Source organism: Devosia sp. Root685 (genome assembly GCF_001427875.1).
Lineage (GTDB): Bacteria > Pseudomonadota > Alphaproteobacteria > Rhizobiales > Devosiaceae > Devosia.
This window is the reverse complement of sequence record NZ_LMHK01000001.1, coordinates 1,117,600-1,138,207: the sequence shown is the minus strand read 5'-3', so window position 1 is coordinate 1,138,207 and position 20,608 is coordinate 1,117,600. Positions and strand designations below refer to the sequence as shown.

Sequence of the window (20,608 nt, the reverse complement as noted above, 5' to 3'; positions counted from 1 at the left end):
TTTGAACTTATGCTTCTCAACGGGGCATTTAACGTATTCCGATCCGGGATTTTACTGCCTAGTGTGGGGAGGCTAACGGTAGCGGTGGGGCAAGCGCCGCCTCGGTCTGCGCTGAAAGAGGGGCTGACTGGACCGCGGATCCGGTGTTGGCCCCGGCTTTCGCCGCAGCGGGTGTGGTGATGCGTGGGAGTAGTGATGACAGCGCAGGCGAAGGTCACCAGGGTCCGGCGAACCTACAACAAGTGGGTCGCCAACCAGACAATGGAAGACTTCGCGCTGCGCTTCACCGCCCAAAAGGTGCGGCGCTGGTCGCCCGCCCGCATCGCCAACACGGCCATCGGCGCCGCATCCTTTCTGGCGCTCGAAGCCATCGGCGGCGCGCTGACGCTGAGCTATGGTTTCACGGTCACGGCCTGGGCGGTGCTATCCACCTGCCTCATCATCTTCCTGATGGGCATTCCCATCGTCTACAACGCCGCCAAATACGGCGTGGACATTGACCTGCTGACGCGCGGCGCCGGGTTCGGCTATCTCGGCTCGACCATTACCTCGCTGGTCTATGCCAGTTTTACCTTCATCTTCTTTGCCATCGAAGCCGCCATCATGGCCACGGCGCTAGAGCTTTGCTTCGGCCTGCCGATTTCCATCGGCTATCTGGTCAGCGCCCTGATGGTCATCCCGCTCGTCACCTATGGCATCACGCTGATCAATCGCTTCCAGACCTGGACCCAGCCCTTCTGGATCGTGCTGCAACTCATTCCCTTTGTTTTCATTGGTGCCCAAAGCATGCCGGCGGTGCGCGAGTGGACCGGCTATAGCGGCCTCATGGGTCCGGTCGGCGGCGGGTTCGACCTGGCGCTGTTCGGCGCCGCGTCCGCCGTCATGTTCGCGCTCGTGGCGCAAATCGGCGAGCAGGTGGACTATTTGCGCTTCCTGCCGCGCGCGGCGCACAAGAACCGGCTGGCCTGGTGGGCGGCGCTGATCGGGGCAGGGCCGGGCTGGATCATTATCGGCGGGCTCAAGGTCATGGCCGGATCGTTCCTCGCCTACTATGCCTTCCGCCACGGCATCGATTTCGAAAACGCCTCCGAGCCGACCCAGATGTATCTCGTGGTCTTCGGGCAAATGCTGCAAAGCCCCGAACTCGCCCTCGCGGTCACCGGCATTTTCGTCATCGTCTGCCAGCTCAAGATCAACGTCACCAATACCTATGCCGGCTCGATCGCCTGGTCGAACTTCTTTTCGCGCCTCACCCATAGCCATCCGGGCCGCGTCGTCTGGGTCGTGTTCAATGTGCTTATCGGCCTGATCCTGATGGAATTCGGCATCTACAAGGCGCTCGAACAGATCCTTGGGCTTTACGCCATCCTGGCGATTGCCTGGCTCGCCGCCATCGTCGCCGATCTTGTCATCTGCAAGCCGCTCGGCCTCTCGCCGCGCCATATCGAATTCAAGCGCGCCCATCTCTACGACATCAACCCCGTCGGCTTCGGCTCCATGCTGATCGCGGTGGCGCTGGCGCTGCTGTCCTATCTCGGCATTTTCGGCGAGATAGCCGAGGCGCTCTATTCCTATGTGGCGCTGATCACTGCGCTCGTCTGCGTGCCGATCATCGCTCTCGCCACCCGCGGGCGCTACTATATCGCCCGTAGTTCAAGCATCACGCCCGCCAATGCCGAAGCCATTGCCTGCCGCGTCTGCGAACACAGCTTCGAGCCCGAAGACATGGCAGGGTGCCCGGTCTATGGCGGGCCCATCTGTTCGCTCTGCTGCTCCCTCGATGCCCGTTGCGGGGATCGCTGCAAGACCGGCGCCCGGCTTGGCGAACAGCTTTCCGGCGTCGTCACCAGGCTGTTTCCGGCCCCGATTGCCGAGGCGCTCAATACCCGCCTCGGACATTATCTGGGCCTGATGCTGATCGTGGGCGGGCTGATGGCCGCCATTCTGATGGTGTTCAACTATCAGGCCGCGCTCGATGGACACACGGCCCGCACCGCCATCGATGCGATGCTGGGCAAGATTTTCGTCGTCTTCTTCATCATCACCGGCATCGTGGTCTGGCTCTTTGTGCTCAATCACGAAAGCCGCGAATTTGCCGAAGAAGAGGCGCGCCGCCATACCGCGCTCCTGATCGATGAAATCGACGCGCATCAGGAAACCGACCGCAAGCTGCAACTGGCCAAGGAAGCCGCCGAATCCGCCAATCTTGCCAAGTCGCGCTATGTCACCGGGCTCAGCCACGAACTGCGCTCGCCGCTCAATTCCATTCTCGGCTATGCCCAATTGCTGGAGCGCCAAAGGGAGCAGCACCCCATGGTGGGCCGCGCCGCCCAGACGATCCTGCGCTCGGGCGAGCATCTGTCCGGCCTGATCGAGGGCCTGCTCGACATTTCCAAGATCGAAGCGGGCAAATTGTATCTCTACCGGGATAAGACCGCACTCCCGGCCAACCTCAACCAACTGGTCGAGATGTTCTCGCTGCAGGCCCGTGACAAGGGCATCGACTTCATCTTCGATCAGGCGACGCCAGTGCCCGAATATGTCTTCACCGACGAAAAGCGCCTGCGTCAGATTCTCATCAATCTCATTTCCAACGCCATCAAGTTCACCGATCGCGGCTCGGCCACCCTGCGCCTCAGCTACCGCAGCCAGATCGCCACCTTCGAGATCATCGATACCGGCAGCGGCATTGCGCCCGATGAACTGGACAAGGTGTTCCTGCCGTTCCAGCGCGGCAGCCGCCCGGTGGGCGCGGAGCCACAGCCCGGAACGGGGCTGGGCCTCACCATCACCAAGCTTCTCGTCGAGATCATGGGCGGCGAGCTTACCGTTTTCAGCAAACTCGGCACCGGCACCCATTTCACCGTGCGAATGCTTCTGTCCTCCACCTGGATGCCGGACGAACCCAAGCATCCCACCGCCCGTATCACCGGCTATTATGGCCCGCGCCGCTCGATCCTCGTGGCCGACGACGATCCGGCGCAGCGCGACCTGCTCTCGGACCTGCTGGGTGGTCTGGGCTTTGATGTCGTCACCGTGCGCGATGGCGTCGAATGCCTCCGCTCGATCCGCGTGCAGCGGCCCGACCTGCTGCTGCTCGATGTCTCCATGCCCCGGCGCAATGGCTGGCAGGTGGCCCGCAAGCTACGCGGCGATGTCATCGATCGCCTGCCCATCATCATGATTTCGGCCGATGCCGGCGCCGAACGGCTGCAGCCCGAATACGGCGCCCTTTACGACGGCTACCTCATCAAGCCGTTCAAGATCGACGATCTGGTGCAGCAGATCGGCGCGGTGCTCGCCCTCAACTGGATCGAGGACGAAGACGTGCCGCCCCGGCGGCTACTAGAGGAGATACCTGTTCGATGATGCCTGCTGGTGCTCCAAAAGTCCTCATCGTCGACGATCAGCCCGATACGCTGACAATGCTGTCCGATGCGCTCGAATTCGAAGGCATGACCCCGCTTCGGGCCGCCGATGGCCGCGGTGCCCTTTCGATGATCGGCGAAACCAGCCCCGATATCATCCTTCTCGATGCCATCATGCCCGGCATGGATGGCTTTGAAGTCTGCCGGGTGCTCAAGACGGAAATGGGCCTTTCCGATTTGCCCGTGGTGTTCATGACCGGGCGCAATGACAGCGAGCATGTGGTCAAGGCGCTGGCCTGTGGCGGCGTCGATTTCGTCTCAAAGCCGATCATTCTGAGCGAGCTTTTCGCGCGCATGCGGGTCCACCTGGCCAATTCGCGCAAGACGCGTTCGGCCCGCGATGCGCTCGATTCCATCGGCCGGCGCATCGTTGCGGTGGATGATACCGGCGCCATCGCCTGGGCCACGCCCCAGGCCCAGGAATTGCTGACGCGCATCGGCCTCCGGCCCGAGGAAGGGGCGGCATTGCCCTGGGAACTCAAGCAGTGGATGCTCGAAAAGGAGAGCCAGGATCTCGTGCGGCTCTACCGGCGCTTCGATCGCGCGGTGGAATTCCGCATCATGGAACGGCGCGGCGAAGGCACCACGCTCCTGCGCCTCATCGACCGCGCCGTCGGCACCGGCGAGGAGCGTCTCGTCGCCGCCTTCGACATCAGCCTGCGGGAAGCTGAAGTTCTGCTTTGGCTCACCCACGGCAAGTCCAACAAGGAAATCGCCGAAATCCTCCAGCTTTCCCCCCGCACCATCAACAAGCACCTCGAGCAAATCTTCGAAAAACTCGGCATCGAAAACCGCACCGCCGCGGCAACCATGTCCGTAAGGGTATTGTGGGACTAGATCCCTTCCCTTTCCGTCCGATGCCCCCACCAACTCGGATTGTCACCCCGGCTTTACGCCGGGGCCCATCTCGAGATTTCAGGACGGATCCCGGGTCGAGCCCGGGATGACAGCTGGAATTTCACCCGGAAGCGTTACGTTTGAACAGTGAAACGCTCTACAGGCCCGCCTGGAAACAGCCCTCGGCTTCGCGGCGATCAAAGACGGTCGGAACCATGCCTCGGCTTCGCCGAAACCTAGCTCGGGACAAACATGGCCGTGATAAGCGCCTCGGCGACAACGCGCTCGCCGACCTTGGCGATGCCGCGATAGCGGCCAACCTGCCGGCGGCGCTGTTCCTTGGTCACATGAAAATGCAGCACGTCGCCGGGAAGCGCCGGGCTCCTGAATTTGGCCTGATCCACGCCAAGCAGCAGCATGGAATTGGCGGTGTCGTCCGCCCCGCGCATGGCTATTGCGCCTGCCGTTTGGGCAATGGCCTCGATGATCAGCACGCCCGGAAAGATGGGCTGGCCCGGAAAATGCCCCTGCGCCCAGGGTTCATTGATGGTGATGCATTTTACCCCGATGGCGCTGTCGTCGCCGTCGATCTCGATGATCCGGTCCAGCATCAGCATGGGAAAGCGGTGCGGCAGCACGCTGAGGAGTTCGTTGATCTCCATTGCACTCAGCTCGGCCATTTCAGCAAGTCTCCTAAATTCACGTCGTTTTCGAGGTCCGCCCGCGCGGCGCACCATCGTTCATTGCCACGGCCGCAATGCGACACCGCCGGCAAGTTGCACGGAAAATGACCGGTTTGCCCAACAAAATCAAAGAAGATCGGAAAATCTGGCGATCCCGACAGGACTCGAACCTGTGACCTTCAGCTTAGAAGGCTGCTGCTCTATCCAGCTGAGCTACGGGACCGCACGCGCTTTCCTTTAGCTGATCTGGCGAAAAAGGAAATGCCTGCGCGCTCAAGAAGAGCGGTTCCCGCCTTCCATATCCACACGGGCCATTCTCGCCGTGCTTTCCCGCACCACCAGTTCAGAGCGCAGCACGATCCTGAGCGGCATGCCGAGGGCTTCGGGATCCTCCACGACATCGATCAGCGCCTCCGCAGCCATACGGCCCAGGGCCTCGCGCGGCTGGCGCATCGTCGTCAGTGGCGGCACATAATGCGGCGCCACTCCGAGGTCGTCGAAACCCACCACGGAAATGTCGCGCGGACAGATGATCCCGTGCTGCCGCAGGCCGGAGAGAAAGCCGATGGCCGATTCGTCATTGGCCGCAAAAATGGCGGTGGGCCGCTCCGTCATCGAGAGAAAACGCGCCGCAGCGGAAAAGCCGCTTTCCATGTCGAAATTCCCCCGAAAATTCCACTCGGGAACGGGAGATAGCCCGGCGGCGGCGAGGGCCCGCGCAAACCCGGTAAACCGCTCACGCGACACGACATTATGCTCCGGCCCCAGGAGATGACCGATTCGCCGGTGACCGAGGTCGATCAGGTGTTGCGTCGCCCGCTCGGCGGCATCCACATTGTCGGTGAGTACGGTATGAAAACCCGAATTGGGGATTTCTTCGCACGCAACGACGATGGGGATGGCCCCGGCCTGACTCGAGAGTGTCTGGAGCAGGTAAGTGTCCACCGAACCATCCAGCAGCAGCAATCCGTCGGCCCGGTTCGAAAGCAGAAAATCCTGCAGCCGGCGGATGGTTTCGTGTCCGAAATAAAGGTTCAGCACCAGCACGCCATAACCACGCGTCGCCGCCTCGCGCTCGATCGCATCGAGGATGGACGAGAAGAAAGGATTCCTAATATCGGGCAGGGCGACGAGGATGGTCTTTGCCGAGCGCTGCCGCAATGAGCGGCCGGCTTGGTTGAGCGTGTAACCGGTTACACGCACAGCCTCGGAAACGCGGGCACGGGTTCCCTCGCTCACCTTTTCGGGCGAGGAGAGCGCACGGCTGACCGTGGCTGTTGAGACGTTGGCGAATCGCGCAACGTCTTGAATCGTCGGTGTTTTTCTTTCCATAGTCACGTCCGGCAGCGCCCCCTCTCGCTGTCAGGATGGCATTCTGTCTAAAACGATCTTGACAGGTCCGCAAGACGTGTATGAAACTCCTGAAATCGATTGCACAACCAGTTTCGATTAGTTATGCAATCGATTACACGCGGCCGGTCGGGGTGTCTGGAGGAAACGGGGACCCGCAGGTCGGCGGCATGAATGGGGTACATAGCCCCTCGTGTTCGTTGGGAGGACATTCCTATGAAGAAGTTTGCAGTGGTTGCCGCAATGGCAACCGCGCTGCTCGGTTCGACGTCTGCATTTGCCGTCGATCTCGAAGTGACTCACTGGTGGACGTCGGCTGGTGAAGCCGCTGCCATCGCCGAGTTTGCCAAGGTTTTTGAAGCCGAAACCGGCAATACCTGGGTCGACTCCGCGCTTGCCGGTTCCGGCACTGGCGCCAACCCGGTCATCATCAGCCGTATCATCGGTGGCGACCCGATGGGCGCAACGCAGATGAACACCGGCCGTGACGCCGAAGAGCTCATCCAGGCCGGCCTGATCCGCGACCTGACCGACGTCGTTGCTGACATGGATATCGACAGCTTCTACGTCGATCAGAGCCTGCTCGAGCCGTGCCGCTACGAAGGTGGTCTCTACTGCCTGCCGATCAATATCCACTCGTGGGATTGGCTGTGGCTCTCCACCAAGGCCTATGAAAAGATCGGCCAGCCCGTTCCGACCAATTGGGACGAATATGTTGCCTCCTGGCCTGCTCTCGAAGAAGCCGGCATCCTGCCGTTCGGCCTTGCCACCGGCTGGCCGTTCTCGGGCATTCCGGGCGTTCTGATGTCGGGTCTTGGTGGTTCGGACCTCGTCCTCGCCATCAACCGCGACAAGGATGCCGAAGCCGTTCGCGGGCCGGAATTCCGCAAGGTTGCCGTGGCTCTCGACGAGCTGCGCAAGGTGATCTCGCCTGAAACCATGGTGCCGTCCTTCGGCGACGTTGGTACGCAGCTGCTCGAAGGCACTGCTGCCGGCAACATCCACGGCGACTGGCTGCAGGGCGACCTTCAGGTTGCTGGCGGCGTCCCCGGCAAGGACTACGAATGTCTCCCCGCTCTTGGCCTGGGTGACCAGCTGACCGGCGGCGGCGACTCGTTCTACTTCCCGGTTCTGCCTGAAGGCACTGACCCGGCCGTGATCGAAGCCCAGAACCAGCTTGCCCGTATCCTGATCTCGCCTGAAGCCCAGCTCAAGTTCAACTTGGTCAAGGGTTCCATGCCGATCCGTACGGACATCGACCTCTCGGCTGCCAATCCGTGCATGCAGAAGGCTCTCGGCCTCCTCAAGAACGGCCTGCTGCCCTCCGGTGACTTCGCGCTCTCGAGCGACACCCAGCAGCAGACGCAGGATCTCAACACCGAGTTCCTCGCCGACGACAGCATCACTGTCGATGATTACATCGAGCGCTATGCCTCGATCATCGAGTCGGCTGACTAAGCCGTCGTCTAGCCTGGCGGGAGTACGCTCCCGCCTTTGAAATCCGTGGTCGGCCTTGCTCGACAAGGTCGGCCACGTGCTCTTGGAGAGACACATGGCGGACACTGCCGCTCCCATGGAGGCTGGCATCGAGACGGTAGATCGTCCCGGCCTGCTGCAAAGATTATTCTTCCACAACCTGCCCGCCAAAATTGCAGCTCTGCCCATGGTGGCAACGGTGCTGGTGGTGTTCGTCGGCTGTACCATCTGGACGGTCTACTATTCGTTCACCAATTCCAAGCTCCTGCCCACCGGCAAGTTCGTCGGCTTTGACCAATACGAGCGCCTTTTCGCCACTTCGCGCTGGAACGTGTCGGTCTGGAACCTGGTTCTCTACGGCTCGATGTCGCTGGTTTTCACGCTGGTCATCGGCTTTCTTCTCGCCGTTCTGATCGATCAGAAAATCCGCTTCGAAAGCGCCTTCCGCACCATCATGCTCTACCCCTTCGCCCTCTCGTTCATCGTGACGGGCCTTGTGTGGCAGTGGATCATGAACCCAACCCTGGGCCTGCAGGGCACCCTGCGAAACTTGGGCTGGACCAATTTCTCCTTCGATTGGATCGCCAATCCGCGCATGGTGCTGTTTGCCATGCTCATTGCCGGCCTCTGGCACGGCACGGGCTTTTGCATGGTGCTGATGCTCGCCGGGCTCCGCGGCGTCGATGACGAAGTGTGGAAAGCCGCGCGCGTTGACGGCATCCCCACCTGGCGCACCTATATCTCCATCGTCATTCCGATGATGCGCGGCGTGCTCATCACCGCCATCGTGATCCTCGGCTCGGGCGTTGTCCGTCTTTATGATCTTGTCGTGGCGCTGACCAATGGCGGTCCGGGCATTTCCTCGGAAGTGCCGGCAAAATACGTTTTCAACTACATGTTCTCGGGCGGCAATATCGGCCAGGGTCTGGCCGCTGCCACCATGATGCTGCTCACCGTTCTGATCATCATGGTCCCGTGGGCCTATCTCGAATTCGGCGGCAAGGGGAAACGCACATGAGCCAGACCGCAACCATGGCCGGTTCCGCGCCCGCAACCTCAGGCGAAGTCGTCGAAGCCCGTGGCCCGCGTCCCAAGCCGTTCTTCACCCCGCGTAAGATCGTCATCTACTCGGTACTGTTCTTCTTCTCGCTCTACTACCTCTTCCCGCTCTACGTGATGGTCGTGACCTCGCTCAAGACCATGCCGGAAATCCGCTTCGGCAATATCTTTGCTCTGCCGCAGGCGCCCAATTTCGATGCCTGGGTAAAAGCCTGGAGCAGCGCCTGTACGGGTCTCAATTGCCAGGGTCTTTCCCCCGGCTTCTGGAACTCGGTGAAGATCACCATTCCCTCCACCATCGTCTCGATCTTCATTGCCGCGGTAAACGGCTATGCGCTGATCAACTGGCGTTTCAAGGGCTCCGAAATCTTCTTCGCCATTCTGATCTTCGGCTCGTTCATCCCCTATCAGGTGATGCTCTATCCGCTGGTGATGATCACGCGTGAGATGAAGATTTTCGGCACTCTTCAGGCCGTCATTCTGATCCACACCGTCTTCGGCATGCCGATCCTGACCCTGCTGTTCCGTAATTATTTTGCCTCGCTGCCGCAGGAATTGTTCAAGGCGGCTCGCGTCGATGGGGCAGGGTTCTGGCGCATTTTCTTCGAGATCATGCTCCCCATGTCGCTGCCGATCTTCGTCGTGGCGCTGATCCTGCAGATCACCGGCATCTGGAACGACTTCCTGTTCGGCGTCGTCTTCGCCGGCACGCAGAACGCCCCGATGACCGTCCAGCTCAACAATATCGTCAACTCGGCCCAGGGCACGCCCGAATACAACGTGAACATGGCCGCCACCGTACTGACCGGCCTTGTGCCGCTCGCCGTCTATTTCATATCCGGCAAGTGGTTCGTTCGCGGCATTGCCGCTGGTGCGGTGAAGGGATAACCCAATGCAACACAGTGTTTCCATTAAGGACCTCTCGCTCAATTTCGGCAATGTGAAGGTGCTTGAGCACCTCAACCTCGATATCGCGCAGGGCGAATTCATCGTGCTGCTCGGGCCTTCGGGCTGCGGTAAGTCGACCTTGCTCAATTGCATTGCGGGCCTCCTCGAAGTCTCCGACGGCCAGATCTTCATCGGTGGCAAGAACGTCACCTGGCTTGAGCCCAAGGACCGCGGCATCGGCATGGTGTTCCAGTCCTATGCGCTTTACCCCCAGATGTCGGTGGAGCGGAACCTCTCCTTTGGTCTGCGCGTCTCTGGCATGCCCAAGGACGAGATCGCCCGCCGCGTTGCCCGCGCCGCAGAAATCCTGCAGATCCAGCCGCTTCTGAATCGCAAGCCGGCCAATCTCTCCGGTGGTCAGCGCCAGCGCGTCGCCATCGGCCGTGCCCTCGTGCGGGACGTGGACGTGTTCCTGTTCGACGAGCCGCTGTCCAACCTTGACGCCAAGCTCCGCAGCGATCTGCGCGTCGAGATCAAGCGCCTTCACCAGCGCCTGAAGAACACCATGATCTACGTGACCCACGACCAGATCGAAGCCCTCACGCTGGCCGATCGTATCGCCATCATGAAGAATGGTGTCATTCAGCAGCTGGCCGATCCGCACACCATCTATAACAAGCCGACCAATCTCTATGTGGCCGGCTTCATCGGCTCTCCCTCGATGAACTTCATCAACGGCGCGGTCGATGGCGGCACCTTCACCGCCGCTGATGGCACCAAGATCCCGGTCGGGGCCTATGATTTCGTTGCCTCGCCCGCTGGCTCGCTCAAGGCGGTCCTCGGCGTTCGTCCCGAACACATTCTTCTGGGCGACGCTGCCCAAGGCATGCCGTTCATAACCGCTGCCGAAATCGAAATCGTCGAGCCCATGGGCTCGGAAACCCTGGCCTGGACCAAGGTTGCCGGTGTGCCGGTCACCTTCCGTTGCAGCAGCGATATTCCGCTCGCTGTCGGCGATAAGGTCAATGTCGGCTTCGATATCGCCCGCGGCTCGCTGTTCAACGCCGAGACCGAAAACCGTCTCTGACGTTTACATCTTCAGGCGGCGCCATCTCTGGCGCCGCTTTGTCCGCCGGACGGCCGGCGGCTTACTTTTGCGGCAATAGACCTGCCCTTGTGACGCGAACGCGCCGCCCGGTCTGGTTATCTGGCATCTCTCGATGCAGTCGCATGCAACACACTAAAGAGGCCTGTGATGGACTTTTCCTATCAGCTTTACAGCGCGCGCAATGAAGCGTCGCTGGACGAAACGCTCAAGACCCTTGCCGGGCTTGGCTATACCCAGGTCGAAGGTTGGGGCGGTCAGTTTGCCGATCCTGCCGCCCTGGCCACGAGCCTCAAGAATGCCGGCCTGACCATGCCGACCGCCCATATGGGCTATGCCCAGCTCGAAGATACCGACGCGGCCCTGCGCATCGTTGAAACCGTCGGCATCGAGACGGTCTATTGCCCCGCTCCGCCGTCCGAAGACTATCGCAATGGCACTGGCGATTGGCAGGGTTTTGCCGCTGGCCTCGCCAGGATCGCTGCCGCCTTCAAGGCCGCCGGCAAGGGCTTTGGCTATCACAATCACCATTGGGAGTTCATCAAGGACGCCAATGGCAAGACGCCGGTGGAACTGATCCTCGACGCCTCCCCGGACACGCAGTGGGAAATGGACCTCGCCTGGGTCGTCCGTGCCAATGAAGATCCTCTCTTCTGGATCGATAAGCTCGGTAGCCGCATCACGGCCGTCCACGTCAAGGATATCGCTCCCGCCGGCGAAAAGACCGACGAAGATGGCTGGGCCGACGTCGGCACCGGCACGCTCGACTGGCCGAATTACATCAACCAGATCAAAGCCAAGACCAAGGCGCGCTACTTCGTCGCCGAGCATGACAAGCCGAGTGACGCCATTCGTTTTGCACGCAATGCGGCTGCCGCTCTCAAGGGCTACGGAGTCTAAGATGGCAAAGACCTATGGCGTCGGCATCATGGGTGCCGGCAATATTTCTGCCGCCTATCTGCGCCTCGCGCCCCTGTTCAAGGGCCTCGAAATTCGCGCCGTGGCCGACATCCTGCCCGAAGCCGCCAAGAAGCGCGCTGACGAATTCGGCGTTGCCGCTCAGACGCCCGACGAGCTGCTGAAGAACAGCGAAATCGACGTGATCGTGAACCTCACGATCCCGGCGACCCACTACAAGGTGTCGTCCGACATTGTTTCGGCCGGCAAGCACGCCTATTCCGAAAAGCCCTTCGTTCTCTCCGTCGAAGAGGGTCTCGCCCTCAAGAAGGCAGCCGACGAGCGCGGTCTGAAAGTTGGTTCGGCTCCCGATACCTTCCTCGGCGGCGCCCACCAGCAGGCCCGCGAAATCATCGACTCGGGCAAGCTCGGCAAGATCATGAGCGGCACGACCCACGTCATGAGCCGCGGCATGGAACACTGGCATCCGAACCCGGACTTCTTCTTCCAGCCCGGCGGCGGCCCGATCCTCGATCTCGGTCCCTACTACATCACCGATCTCGTGCACCTGCTCGGTCCGGTGAAGCGCCTCTCTGCCTTTACCGGCAGCGCCCGCGCCGAACGTATCGTCACCGCCGAAGGTCCCTATAAGGGCACCGCGATCAAGGTTGGCACCCCGACCACGATCCACGGCGTGCTCGAATTCCACTCCGGCGCCATCATCACCATTGGCGCCAGCTGGGACGTGGCGGCCCACGGCCACCACAATATCGAGCTTTACGGCACCGACGGCTCGATCTTTGTGCCCGATCCGAACTTCTTCGGCGGTGATCTCACCACCACCGGCATCGAAGGCATCCGCACGGCAGTCACGCCATGGGACCACCCCTTCGGCAAGCCGAACCAGGACCTCGACAAGGAAGTCCCGCGCGCCAACTACCGTTGCGCCGGCCTTGCCGACATGATGCTCTCGATCGAAAACGGCCAGAACGCCCGCTGCGGCCTCGACGTGGCCCTCCACGTCGTCGAAGTGATGACGGGTCTCCTCAAAGCCGGCGAAACCGGCCAGGTCCTGACGCTCCAGACCACCTGCGAACGCCCCCTGGCCCTCGGCATCGAAGAAGCCAAGGCCTTGCTAAAGGCTTGATGGGAGGGACTGTGCTTGCGCAGTCATCTCCACCAACGCGATACAACACCTCCCCCTTGATGGGGGAGGATGGGAGGGGGTGTCGGCAAGCACGGCGGACAATTGGGCAGATAGGACCACCTTGCACATCGTAAATATGTAACCTATAGTTCACACATGGTCGAAGTCCGCCAAACGCTGATCTTTCAGAAATGGATGCAGTCCCTGAAGGATCGCAAGGCGACTGAAATCATCGCCCGGCGGGTTGTTCGCATCCAGTCCGGGCTGATGGGCGATGTAAAATTGTTCGATGGCATTGGCGAACTCCGCATCGATTACGGGCCCGGATACCGGGTCTATTTCGTGCAGCAGGGCAATGTGCTGATCGTGCTGCTCTGCGGTGGCGACAAGGGGTCTCAGGACCGCGATATCGCCAGAGCAAAGCAGATGGCAAAGGAGATTTGAAATGGCTCTCGAAACGCTTCCGTTCGATGCCGCCGAATATCTCAGCGAAGAGCAATCCCAGGCCGAGTTTCTTGCCGAAGCCTTTGAAACGGGCGATGCGGCATTCGTCGCCAACGCTCTCGGCGTTGTCGCTCGTGCTCGCGGCATGAGCAACGTTGCCCGCGATGCAGGGGTGACCCGCGAAGCGCTCTACCGTGCACTGAGCGAGAAGGGCGATCCGAAGCTGTCTACCCTCTTGGGCGTGATGAAGGGATTGGGTGTACGGCTGACTGCTGTCCCCGTCGCGCCGGCAGAATGAGAGGTTGAGCGAAGTCTGATGAACGTACATCATTGACAGGCTTGTTGTGCCGGTCAAGACTTGTCCCAGTAGCCCTCATGGTGAGGTGCTTTGCGAGAGCAAAGCCTCGAACCACGAGGGCGTGGCATCGGAAAAAATGCAGATGTCAGGGCGGCGAGCAATCGTCGCCCTCTGTCATAAACAGGAGCCCCGGCTGAGGCGGTTACGGGGCCACACGAGGAGAATCTCATGGCCACCACCATCAAGGGCCCAGCAATCTTTTTGGCCCAGTTCGCGGGCGACACGGCTCCGTTCGATACGCTCGACAATATCTGCCGCTGGGCTGCCGGCCTTGGCTATAAGGGCGTGCAAATTCCGACCTGGGTATCGAGCTTCATCGATCTCGAAAAGGCTGCAAATTCCAAGACTTATGCAGACGAGATCAAGGGCATCGTCAATAGCCATGGCCTCGAAATCACCGAACTGTCGACCCATTTGCAGGGCCAGCTCGTCGCCGTTCATCCCGCCTATGACACAGCCTTCGATGGCTTCGCCCCGGCCTCTGTGCACGGCAATCCCAAAGCCCGCCAGGAATGGGCCGTCCAGACTCTTCTGAACGCCGCCAAGGCCTCGAAGAACCTCGGTCTCAACGCTCACGCGACCTTCTCTGGCTCGCTCGCCTGGCCCTACATTTATCCTTGGCCGCAGCGCCCCGCCGGTCTCGTCGAAGAAGCCTTTGACGAACTGGCCCGCCGCTGGACCCCGATCCTAAACGCCTTCGACGATGCCGGCGTTGACGTCTGCTACGAAATTCATCCCGGCGAGGACCTCCACGATGGCGTCTCCTACGAGATGTTCCTCGAGCGCGTGAAAAACCACCCGCGCGCCAACCTGCTCTATGATCCCAGCCACTTCGTGCTGCAGCAGCTCGACTATCTCGACTACATCGACATCTACAAGGATCGTATCAAGGCCTTCCACGTGAAGGACGCCGAGTTCAACCCGACCGGCCGTCAGGGCGTCTATGGTGGTTTCCAGTCCTGGGTGAACCGGGCAGGGCGCTTCCGCTCCATCGGCGATGGCCAGGTCGATTTCCCGGCAATCTTTGCCAAGATGGCGGCGAACGAGTTTAAGGGCTGGGCCGTGCTCGAATGGGAATGCGCCCTCAAGCACCCCGAAGATGGTGCCCGCGAAGGCGCTGAGTTGATCCAGAGCTATATCATCCGCGTCACCGAAAAAGCCTTCGACGATTTCGCCTCGGGCGGGACCGACAAGGCGGCAAACCGCAAAATGCTTGGCCTCAGCTAAGCCGAACAGCGGGTCATTGACGCATTCGCGCTAATGACCCGCTCGATGCCAACAGTCTGCTAACGTTTAAGGAGCCTAAAATGGCTGAAAACGGCGCAAAGCGCATTCGTCTCGGCATGGTCGGCGGCGGTACCGGAGCCTTCATCGGCTACGTCCACCGGATCGCCGCCCGCCTCGATGGCGACTATGATCTCGTGGCCGGCGCACTCTCCTCGCGCCCCGAAATCGCCCGGGAATCCGGCAAAAACCTCGGCCTTGCCGAAGACCGCATCTACACGTCCTACGAAGAAATGGCCAAAGCCGAAGCCGCCCGCCCCGACGGCATCCAAGCCGTTTCGATCGTCACGCCCAACCACATGCACTTCGGCCCGGCCAAAGCCTTCCTCGAAGCCGGCATCCACGTCATCTGCGACAAGCCGGTTACCTCGACCCTCGAAGATGCGCGTAAGCTCTTGGAAATAAAGCCGAAAAACGGCGCCAAATTCCTCCTTACGCATAACTACACCGGCTATCCGCTGATCCGTCAGGCCCGCGAACTCGTCGCTTCCGGTGCTCTCGGCAAGATCCGCGTCGTCCAGGCGGAGTACCCGCAGGATTGGCTCACCGAAGCCACGACCGACGATAACAAGCAGGCCTCCTGGCGCACCGACCCCGCCCGCTCCGGCGCCGGCGGCGCCATCGGCGACATCGGCACCCACGCCTATAACCTCGCCCGTTTCGTTACAGGCTTGAAAACAGAGGCAGTTTCCGCCGATCTGACCGCCTTCGTCCCCGGCCGCCAGCTCGACGACAACGTCCACATCATGCTCCGCTTCGAAGGCGGCGCTAAAGGAATGCTCTGGGCCAGCCAAGTCGCCGTGGGCTGCGAGAACGGTTTGCAGCTGCGGGTCTATGGCGACAAGGGCGGGCTCGAATGGCGTCAGGATAATCCGAACTACATGTGGTTCACCGAATTTGGCAAGCCGCGCCAGCTACTTACCCGCGGCGGCGCCATCTCCGGAAACGCCGCCTCGACCATGAATGTCCGCATTCCCTCGGGCCATCCGGAAGGCTATCTCGAAGCCTTTGCGACGCTCTACAGCCAGTTCGCTGCCATCATTCGCGGCGAAGGCGCAGCCTATGAAGGCCTGCTCCCCTCCCTCGCCGATGGCGTCGAAGGCATGCAGTTCATCACCGCCTCGGTGAAATCCAGCGAGAACGACAGCAAGTGGACGCGTCTGGCCGACGTCTGACCTCTAGTCGCCCGGCCCCAGGGCCGGGCGACTTCCTACTGCACGCGTTCGCTCGAAAACCCCTGCTGTTCCAATAGCTTGACGACACTGTGCTCGCCCACGAGATGGCCAGCGCCGACCACCAGAAATGCCGCCTCGTTCTCCGCCAGCATGACCTCGATCTGTTCGACCCAGTTCCTGTTGCGGTCAACGATCAGCCGTTCCATGAAACCCTCGCCATAGGCGCCCATTTCAGCAAGGAACAGGTCGGCCAGCGTTTCGGGCGTGCCGCCAAGCCAGGCTTCTTTCATCTCGTCGATCATGATGACGATGCGCTCGACCTCCGCCAGCGTCGCTTCGAGCATGATGATCTGGTCGGCCTCGGTCCCACCGGCGATGACCTCGATTTGCTGTTCCGCCGTCTCCAGAAAACCCTGGCGATCCGCCGGAATGCCCAGTTGCAGTTCGGTATCGACCCCGGCATTGGGATCATAACCCGCCTCTACCAGGGCCGAGATAGAAATGGTGCTCGCCGCCATCCAGGGCTGCATGGCCAGAAGCGTCGGCACCGGCACCGCAAATCTCTCCGCAGCCGAGCGAACCTTGCCCATCAGCTTGTCGCTGATTCTTTGGTTGAGCAGCCGCCCATCCCGCGCAAAGCCACGCTCCATGGTGAGCGCAATGATTTTCGGCTGTGCCTCCGGGCCAAGGTCCGTCTCGAAATAGACTCGGTCCGCCTCATCGATCAGGCTCTCGAACAGGTCGGTGCGCCACGCCGTTCCCGGCGGCAGCAGGTGGATCGAGCCGAAAAGCCAGATGGAACTGTCTTCGTCGCTGACCTTCCAGATCGCGGGTGCCGCTAGGGCGCTGCCGGCAAAAACAAGCGCGATGGCCAGAACGGCGAGGCTGCGGCGAATGAACAAACGGGCTCTCCTTGTCGTCGGACTTGTCTCCGAACGATAACGGCAAAGACCGGTTTGAGCGACCAAAAACAAAAGCGCCACAATCGCTTGTGGCGCTTTGCGGAATCTCTTGCTGACTCTGAGGTCAGTGCGTCCAGGGCGTCTTGCGATCGGACTTGAAGTTGTCGGGATAGCTGACGCGCTTGGGCGTGGCGTCATGCGCCGGCTGCACGCTGTATTCGATGCCATTGCGCTGGGCGTAGGCCTCGGCTTCTTCCAGCGTAGCAAAGGACAGCTTGATCTGCTGACGCATATCGGAGCTGCTCGTATAGCCCATCAGCGGCTCGATCGCGCGTGCGGTGGTTGGCTCGTGAACCAGAATCCATTGCTTGGACTTGCCCTTGCCGGACTGCATGGCGTTGCGGGCAGGGCGATAGATACGGGCGGTCATGCAAAGTCCTCAACTGAAGCTTTTGAATCGTCTTTCCCAAAAGCGACCGAAACATAAGGTTTTTTTCGTCCTCTTTCGAGTCCTTCTTTCCTTTTTGCCGACGAATGGCAAGAGGCGCCAGGGGTACCCGAATTTGCCAGGAAGCCACACGATTGGTCGGTTCGTCTCGGGATGCCGGTCCGATACGTTGTGTGCGGTCGGCCTGTTGCCTTAGCCGCCAAGCATCAAAAGCGGGCTTGACGCGGGAATGAAATCGATCCCATTCTGTGTGGGATCGGTCCCACAAGAGGCCGGCGGAGGAAATCGGCTTATGGCCACCATCTCGGACGTATCGAAACGTGCCGGCGTTTCCCGCTCCACCGTCTCGCGCGTGGTGTCGGGCAATGGCTACGTGTCCGAGGCCAACCGCAAAACTATCGAGGTGGTTATTGCCGAGCTCGGATACCGCCCCAACACCATGGCGCGGGCCCTGCGTTCCAATCGTTCCAACGTTATCGGGGCGGTCGTGGTCGATATCGGCACGCCTTACTTTGCCAATATTATTTTTGGCGTGCAGCGCGCTATTCGCCCTGCCGGCAAGTCGCTGATGGTCTCGTCGGGCTATGCCGACCAGGAACAGGAAGCGCGGGCCATCGTCGAAATGGTTGATCGCTCCTGCGATGGCATCGTGCTTTATCTCGAGCGTCCCATGCGTCCCGATGTCGTCGAGATCGTGCGCAAGGCCAAGATTCCCGTTGTGTCCATCGGCCACGATCATTGCCCACTTTCCGGCGGCCGGGTTCTGCTCGACAATTTCGAAGGCGCCCGCACGGCGATGCGCTATCTGCTCGACCAAGGCCACCGCAACATCGTCTACCTCTCGGGTGATCCAGAAATCGGCGATGCCAAGGATCGGCTCCGCGGTGTCGAGGCCGCACTGGCCGAAATCGGCATGACGCTCGATGACATCGAAGTGCAGGCGGGGCTGTTTCACGAAGATTTCGGCCATGAGGCCGGCCGCGCACTATTGCGGCGGCGGCGTGATTTCACCGCCGTTTTCGCCGGCGCCGATGTGATCGCGGCGGGCTTCTATCTCGCGCTTGGCGAAGCAGGCCTGCGGGTGCCTCAGGATATTTCGGTCATCGGGTTCGACGATGGCTACCACGCCAAGTTCATGTCGCCGCCGCTCACCACCATCCGGCAGGAGCCCGACGCGCTGGGCAGGGAGGCGGCAAACCAACTTCTCAGTTTGCTGACGGGTTCCGAAACCGGACCGCTGCAATCACTGGTCGGAACCTCGCTTGTGGTCCGCTCCAGCGTGGCCATGCCACATCTGGCCAAGGAGGTCGCATAGCCGCACGCCTGTCGGCCGGCGCAGGGGTCGATGATTGTCAACGAAGCTATTCTCTAGGGAGGAGAAATAAGTGGGAGGAACGAAGATGAACAAGATCAGGCATTTGGCCCTGATGACGGCAGGCCTGGCGACGCTCGCCCTGACCATGCCGGCTATGGCGCAGGCCGACCGGGTGGTGCTGACCCTTCACCCCATCGACAGCGATGCACTGGTCGAGAATTTCAACCCCAATAACCCCACCGGACCCCAGCAGATGGTCCGCGACTTCGCGTATGAACCGCTCTGGATCGACAATATCTGGAATCCGGACAAGGACTATCCGGCCCTGGCAACGGCCTACGAAATCTCCGACGACCTGATGTCGATCACCTACACGCTGCGCCAAGGCGTCAAGTGGAACGACGGAGAGGATTTCAACGCCGACGACGTGATCTTCACCTTCGAATACGCCAAAGCCAATCAGGATTACCCGATGGGCATTGATGTCTATGTCGAGGCAACCGACACCGGCATGGTGGTCAGTGCCGAAAAGATCGACGACTACACGGTCAAGTTCAATCTCAAGGAACCCGACGCGCTGGCACGCTTTGCGCTGGGCGGCATCTATCCCTTGCCCGAGCACATCTGGGCCAGCGTCGAAGATCCCAAGAACTTCGCTAATACCGAGATCGTGGCGACCGGCCCCTGGACGAAAGTCGAAAATTTCTCGCGCTCCTCGGTCGAACTCTGCCGAAATGAAACCAGCCGCTACAACGCGGAAAACGCCATCGACTGCCTGCGCTTCCTGCAGCTTAACGGCAACGAGCAGATCATTGCCGCGATGTCGGCGGGCGAAGTGGATTGGCTCGGCACCGGCCTTACCGATCCGGAAATCACCTTCACCCCGCAAAGCGAGTTCAATAACTACTGGCTGCCCCCCGGCGGCGACGTCAACCTGCAGATCAATACCACCAAGGCGCCGTTCAACGACCTCGAGTTCCGCAAGGCGCTCTCGGTCGCCATCGACCGCGATACCATCGTTGATATCTCGACCTTCGGCCTGACCACCCACACCCGCTTCCCGGTGGGTACGGGCGAGACCTATGCCACCTGGTTCAATGCAGAAGCGCTCGAACCCTATACCTGGCTGATGCAATATGACCCCGACCGGGCCATTGAATTGCTCGACGCCGCCGGGTTCGTCGATGCGGACAATGACGGCTTCCGCGACAATCCCGATGGCACGCCGATCGCCTTCGAAATCAACATCCCCAATGGCTGGACGGACTGGATCAATACCGGACAGACCATTTCGGAAAACCTGCAGGATGTGGGCATCAACGCCATCGTCCGGACCATGGACCAGGGGGCCTGGAACGATAAGGCGCGTACGGGCGATTTCGACAGCTACCTCATGTGGACCAATGGCGGGCCGACCCCGTACAACACCTACAATCCCATGTTCAATCCGCGGAACATGGAGGCGGGCCGCGTGGATTATCAGGCCATGCACCAGATGCGGCTGCCCGAAGTCGAGGAGGCTCTCCAGGCCTTCCGCAGCACCGCGGATCGCAACGAGCAGATGCAGCATATGAACACTATTCATACCGCTGTGGCCGAAAACCTCCCGGTCATCGGGCTCTTCGCCAACCCGACTTGGTACGAGTACTCCACCCGCAATTTCGAAGGCTGGGTGACTGAGGAAAATCCCTATGTCCGCCCGACGGTGTTCGAAGGCACTCGTGAGCGCGTGATTCACGCCCTCTCGCTCAAGCCGGTCAGCCCCTAGCAAAAACGAGCCGCCTCTCTGCGCGAGGGGCGGCTCGCTGCTCA

General features: G+C 60.8%; 18 protein-coding genes and 1 tRNA gene. 14 read left to right on the top strand and 5 right to left on the bottom strand.

Annotated elements, in window-relative coordinates; translation table 11 throughout:
• Window positions 1-195: 195 nt before the first annotated feature.
• Together ASD83_RS05460 and ASD83_RS05455 are read left to right on the top strand one after the other, a co-directional pair.
• Entirely contained in the window at window positions 196-3,369 is a 3,174-nt protein-coding gene (locus ASD83_RS05460) for an ATP-binding protein (protein ID WP_056308658.1), read from the top strand.
• Window positions 3,366-4,265 (top strand): response regulator, encoded by a 900-nt coding sequence (locus ASD83_RS05455; RefSeq protein ID WP_056308657.1) that lies wholly within the window; start codon window positions 3,366-3,368, stop codon window positions 4,263-4,265. The genes ASD83_RS05460 and ASD83_RS05455 overlap by 4 nt, the downstream gene beginning before the upstream one ends.
• A 236-nt stretch (window positions 4,266-4,501) precedes the next feature.
• Here the strand turns inward: ASD83_RS05455 and fabZ are convergent, their stop codons facing one another.
• The 3 genes from fabZ to ASD83_RS05440 form a co-directional block, all read right to left on the bottom strand.
• Window positions 4,502-4,945 carry a 3-hydroxyacyl-ACP dehydratase FabZ gene (fabZ, locus tag ASD83_RS05450; RefSeq protein WP_056308655.1) on the bottom strand — a complete coding sequence of 148 codons (444 nt, stop codon included), beginning with the start codon at window positions 4,943-4,945 and terminating at the stop codon, window positions 4,502-4,504.
• A gap of 149 nt (window positions 4,946-5,094) precedes the next feature.
• A tRNA-Arg gene (locus tag ASD83_RS05445) sits at window positions 5,095-5,171 on the bottom strand.
• A 50-nt stretch (window positions 5,172-5,221) separates the two neighbouring features.
• Entirely contained in the window at window positions 5,222-6,280 is a 1,059-nt protein-coding gene (locus ASD83_RS05440; RefSeq protein WP_056308654.1) for a LacI family DNA-binding transcriptional regulator, read from the bottom strand.
• Window positions 6,281-6,514: 234 nt separating this feature from the next.
• Here ASD83_RS05440 and ASD83_RS05435 point away from each other — a divergent pair, with 234 nt between their 5' ends.
• The 10 genes from ASD83_RS05435 (at window position 6,515) to ASD83_RS05390 (ending at window position 16,131) form a co-directional block, all read left to right on the top strand.
• Entirely contained in the window at window positions 6,515-7,756 is a 1,242-nt protein-coding gene (locus ASD83_RS05435; RefSeq protein ID WP_056308651.1) for an ABC transporter substrate-binding protein, read from the top strand.
• A 115-nt stretch (window positions 7,757-7,871) separates the two neighbouring features.
• Window positions 7,872-8,792, top strand: coding sequence for a carbohydrate ABC transporter permease (locus ASD83_RS05430; protein ID WP_056309899.1), 921 nt, complete (start codon window positions 7,872-7,874; stop codon window positions 8,790-8,792).
• A 14-nt stretch (window positions 8,793-8,806) separates the two neighbouring features.
• Window positions 8,807-9,721, top strand: a complete 915-nt coding sequence (locus ASD83_RS05425) for a carbohydrate ABC transporter permease (protein ID WP_056309898.1) — start codon at window positions 8,807-8,809, stop codon at window positions 9,719-9,721.
• Between the two features lie 4 nt (window positions 9,722-9,725).
• The gene (locus tag ASD83_RS05420; protein ID WP_056308649.1) at window positions 9,726-10,808 is read left to right on the top strand and encodes an ABC transporter ATP-binding protein; all 1,083 of its coding nucleotides are present in this window, start codon (window positions 9,726-9,728) and stop codon (window positions 10,806-10,808) included.
• Between the two features lie 168 nt (window positions 10,809-10,976).
• The gene (locus ASD83_RS05415) at window positions 10,977-11,726 is read left to right on the top strand and encodes a sugar phosphate isomerase/epimerase family protein (protein ID WP_200946459.1); all 750 of its coding nucleotides are present in this window, start codon (window positions 10,977-10,979) and stop codon (window positions 11,724-11,726) included.
• A gap of 1 nt (window position 11,727) precedes the next feature.
• Window positions 11,728-12,870 (top strand): Gfo/Idh/MocA family protein, encoded by a 1,143-nt coding sequence (locus ASD83_RS05410; RefSeq protein ID WP_056308645.1) that lies wholly within the window; start codon window positions 11,728-11,730, stop codon window positions 12,868-12,870.
• A 156-nt stretch (window positions 12,871-13,026) separates the two neighbouring features.
• Window positions 13,027-13,314 (top strand): type II toxin-antitoxin system RelE/ParE family toxin, encoded by a 288-nt coding sequence (locus tag ASD83_RS05405; protein WP_056308643.1) that lies wholly within the window; start codon window positions 13,027-13,029, stop codon window positions 13,312-13,314.
• A 1-nt stretch (window position 13,315) separates the two neighbouring features.
• Complete coding sequence (locus tag ASD83_RS05400; protein ID WP_056308642.1) at window positions 13,316-13,612, top strand: addiction module antidote protein; 297 nt, start codon at window positions 13,316-13,318, stop codon at window positions 13,610-13,612.
• 228 nt (window positions 13,613-13,840) lie between these two features.
• Entirely contained in the window at window positions 13,841-14,899 is a 1,059-nt protein-coding gene (locus ASD83_RS05395; RefSeq protein ID WP_056308640.1) for a sugar phosphate isomerase/epimerase family protein, read from the top strand.
• Window positions 14,900-14,979: 80 nt separating this feature from the next.
• Window positions 14,980-16,131: a Gfo/Idh/MocA family protein gene (locus tag ASD83_RS05390; RefSeq protein WP_056308638.1), complete on the top strand. Its 1,152-nt coding sequence runs from the start codon at window positions 14,980-14,982 to the stop codon at window positions 16,129-16,131.
• Between the two features lie 35 nt (window positions 16,132-16,166).
• Here ASD83_RS05390 and ASD83_RS05385 read toward each other — a convergent pair whose 3' ends face one another.
• Together ASD83_RS05385 and ASD83_RS05380 are read right to left on the bottom strand one after the other, a co-directional pair.
• A complete protein-coding gene (locus ASD83_RS05385; RefSeq protein WP_056308636.1) occupies window positions 16,167-17,033 on the bottom strand; it encodes a TraB/GumN family protein in 867 nt (288 codons plus the stop codon).
• A gap of 124 nt (window positions 17,034-17,157) precedes the next feature.
• Complete coding sequence (locus tag ASD83_RS05380) at window positions 17,158-17,463, bottom strand: ETC complex I subunit (protein WP_056308634.1); 306 nt, start codon at window positions 17,461-17,463, stop codon at window positions 17,158-17,160.
• A 310-nt stretch (window positions 17,464-17,773) separates the two neighbouring features.
• Here ASD83_RS05380 and ASD83_RS05375 point away from each other — a divergent pair, with 310 nt between their 5' ends.
• Together ASD83_RS05375 and ASD83_RS05370 are read left to right on the top strand one after the other, a co-directional pair.
• Window positions 17,774-18,796, top strand: coding sequence for a LacI family DNA-binding transcriptional regulator (locus ASD83_RS05375; protein WP_056308632.1), 1,023 nt, complete (start codon window positions 17,774-17,776; stop codon window positions 18,794-18,796).
• Between the two features lie 85 nt (window positions 18,797-18,881).
• A complete protein-coding gene (locus ASD83_RS05370; RefSeq protein ID WP_056308630.1) occupies window positions 18,882-20,564 on the top strand; it encodes an ABC transporter substrate-binding protein in 1,683 nt (560 codons plus the stop codon).
• Window positions 20,565-20,608 lie beyond the last annotated feature (44 nt).

Excerpts from the sequence above, each read along its gene's own strand:
- ASD83_RS05460 (WP_056308658.1), top strand. The coding sequence starts at position 196 with ATGACAGCGCAGGCGAAGGTCACCAGGGTCCGGCGAACCTACAACAAG.
- ASD83_RS05455 (WP_056308657.1), top strand. The coding sequence starts at position 3,366 with ATGATGCCTGCTGGTGCTCCAAAAGTCCTCATCGTCGACGATCAGCCC.
- fabZ (WP_056308655.1), bottom strand. The coding sequence starts at position 4,945 with ATGGCCGAGCTGAGTGCAATGGAGATCAACGAACTCCTCAGCGTGCTG.
- ASD83_RS05440 (WP_056308654.1), bottom strand. The coding sequence starts at position 6,280 with ATGGAAAGAAAAACACCGACGATTCAAGACGTTGCGCGATTCGCCAAC.
- ASD83_RS05435 (WP_056308651.1), top strand. The coding sequence starts at position 6,515 with ATGAAGAAGTTTGCAGTGGTTGCCGCAATGGCAACCGCGCTGCTCGGT.
- ASD83_RS05430 (WP_056309899.1), top strand. The coding sequence starts at position 7,872 with ATGGAGGCTGGCATCGAGACGGTAGATCGTCCCGGCCTGCTGCAAAGA.
- ASD83_RS05425 (WP_056309898.1), top strand. The coding sequence starts at position 8,807 with ATGGCCGGTTCCGCGCCCGCAACCTCAGGCGAAGTCGTCGAAGCCCGT.
- ASD83_RS05420 (WP_056308649.1), top strand. The coding sequence starts at position 9,726 with ATGCAACACAGTGTTTCCATTAAGGACCTCTCGCTCAATTTCGGCAAT.
- ASD83_RS05415 (WP_200946459.1), top strand. The coding sequence starts at position 10,977 with ATGGACTTTTCCTATCAGCTTTACAGCGCGCGCAATGAAGCGTCGCTG.
- ASD83_RS05410 (WP_056308645.1), top strand. The coding sequence starts at position 11,728 with ATGGCAAAGACCTATGGCGTCGGCATCATGGGTGCCGGCAATATTTCT.
- ASD83_RS05405 (WP_056308643.1), top strand. The coding sequence starts at position 13,027 with ATGGTCGAAGTCCGCCAAACGCTGATCTTTCAGAAATGGATGCAGTCC.
- ASD83_RS05400 (WP_056308642.1), top strand. The coding sequence starts at position 13,316 with ATGGCTCTCGAAACGCTTCCGTTCGATGCCGCCGAATATCTCAGCGAA.
- ASD83_RS05395 (WP_056308640.1), top strand. The coding sequence starts at position 13,841 with ATGGCCACCACCATCAAGGGCCCAGCAATCTTTTTGGCCCAGTTCGCG.
- ASD83_RS05390 (WP_056308638.1), top strand. The coding sequence starts at position 14,980 with ATGGCTGAAAACGGCGCAAAGCGCATTCGTCTCGGCATGGTCGGCGGC.
- ASD83_RS05380 (WP_056308634.1), bottom strand. The coding sequence starts at position 17,463 with ATGACCGCCCGTATCTATCGCCCTGCCCGCAACGCCATGCAGTCCGGC.
- ASD83_RS05375 (WP_056308632.1), top strand. The coding sequence starts at position 17,774 with ATGGCCACCATCTCGGACGTATCGAAACGTGCCGGCGTTTCCCGCTCC.
- ASD83_RS05370 (WP_056308630.1), top strand. The coding sequence starts at position 18,882 with ATGAACAAGATCAGGCATTTGGCCCTGATGACGGCAGGCCTGGCGACG.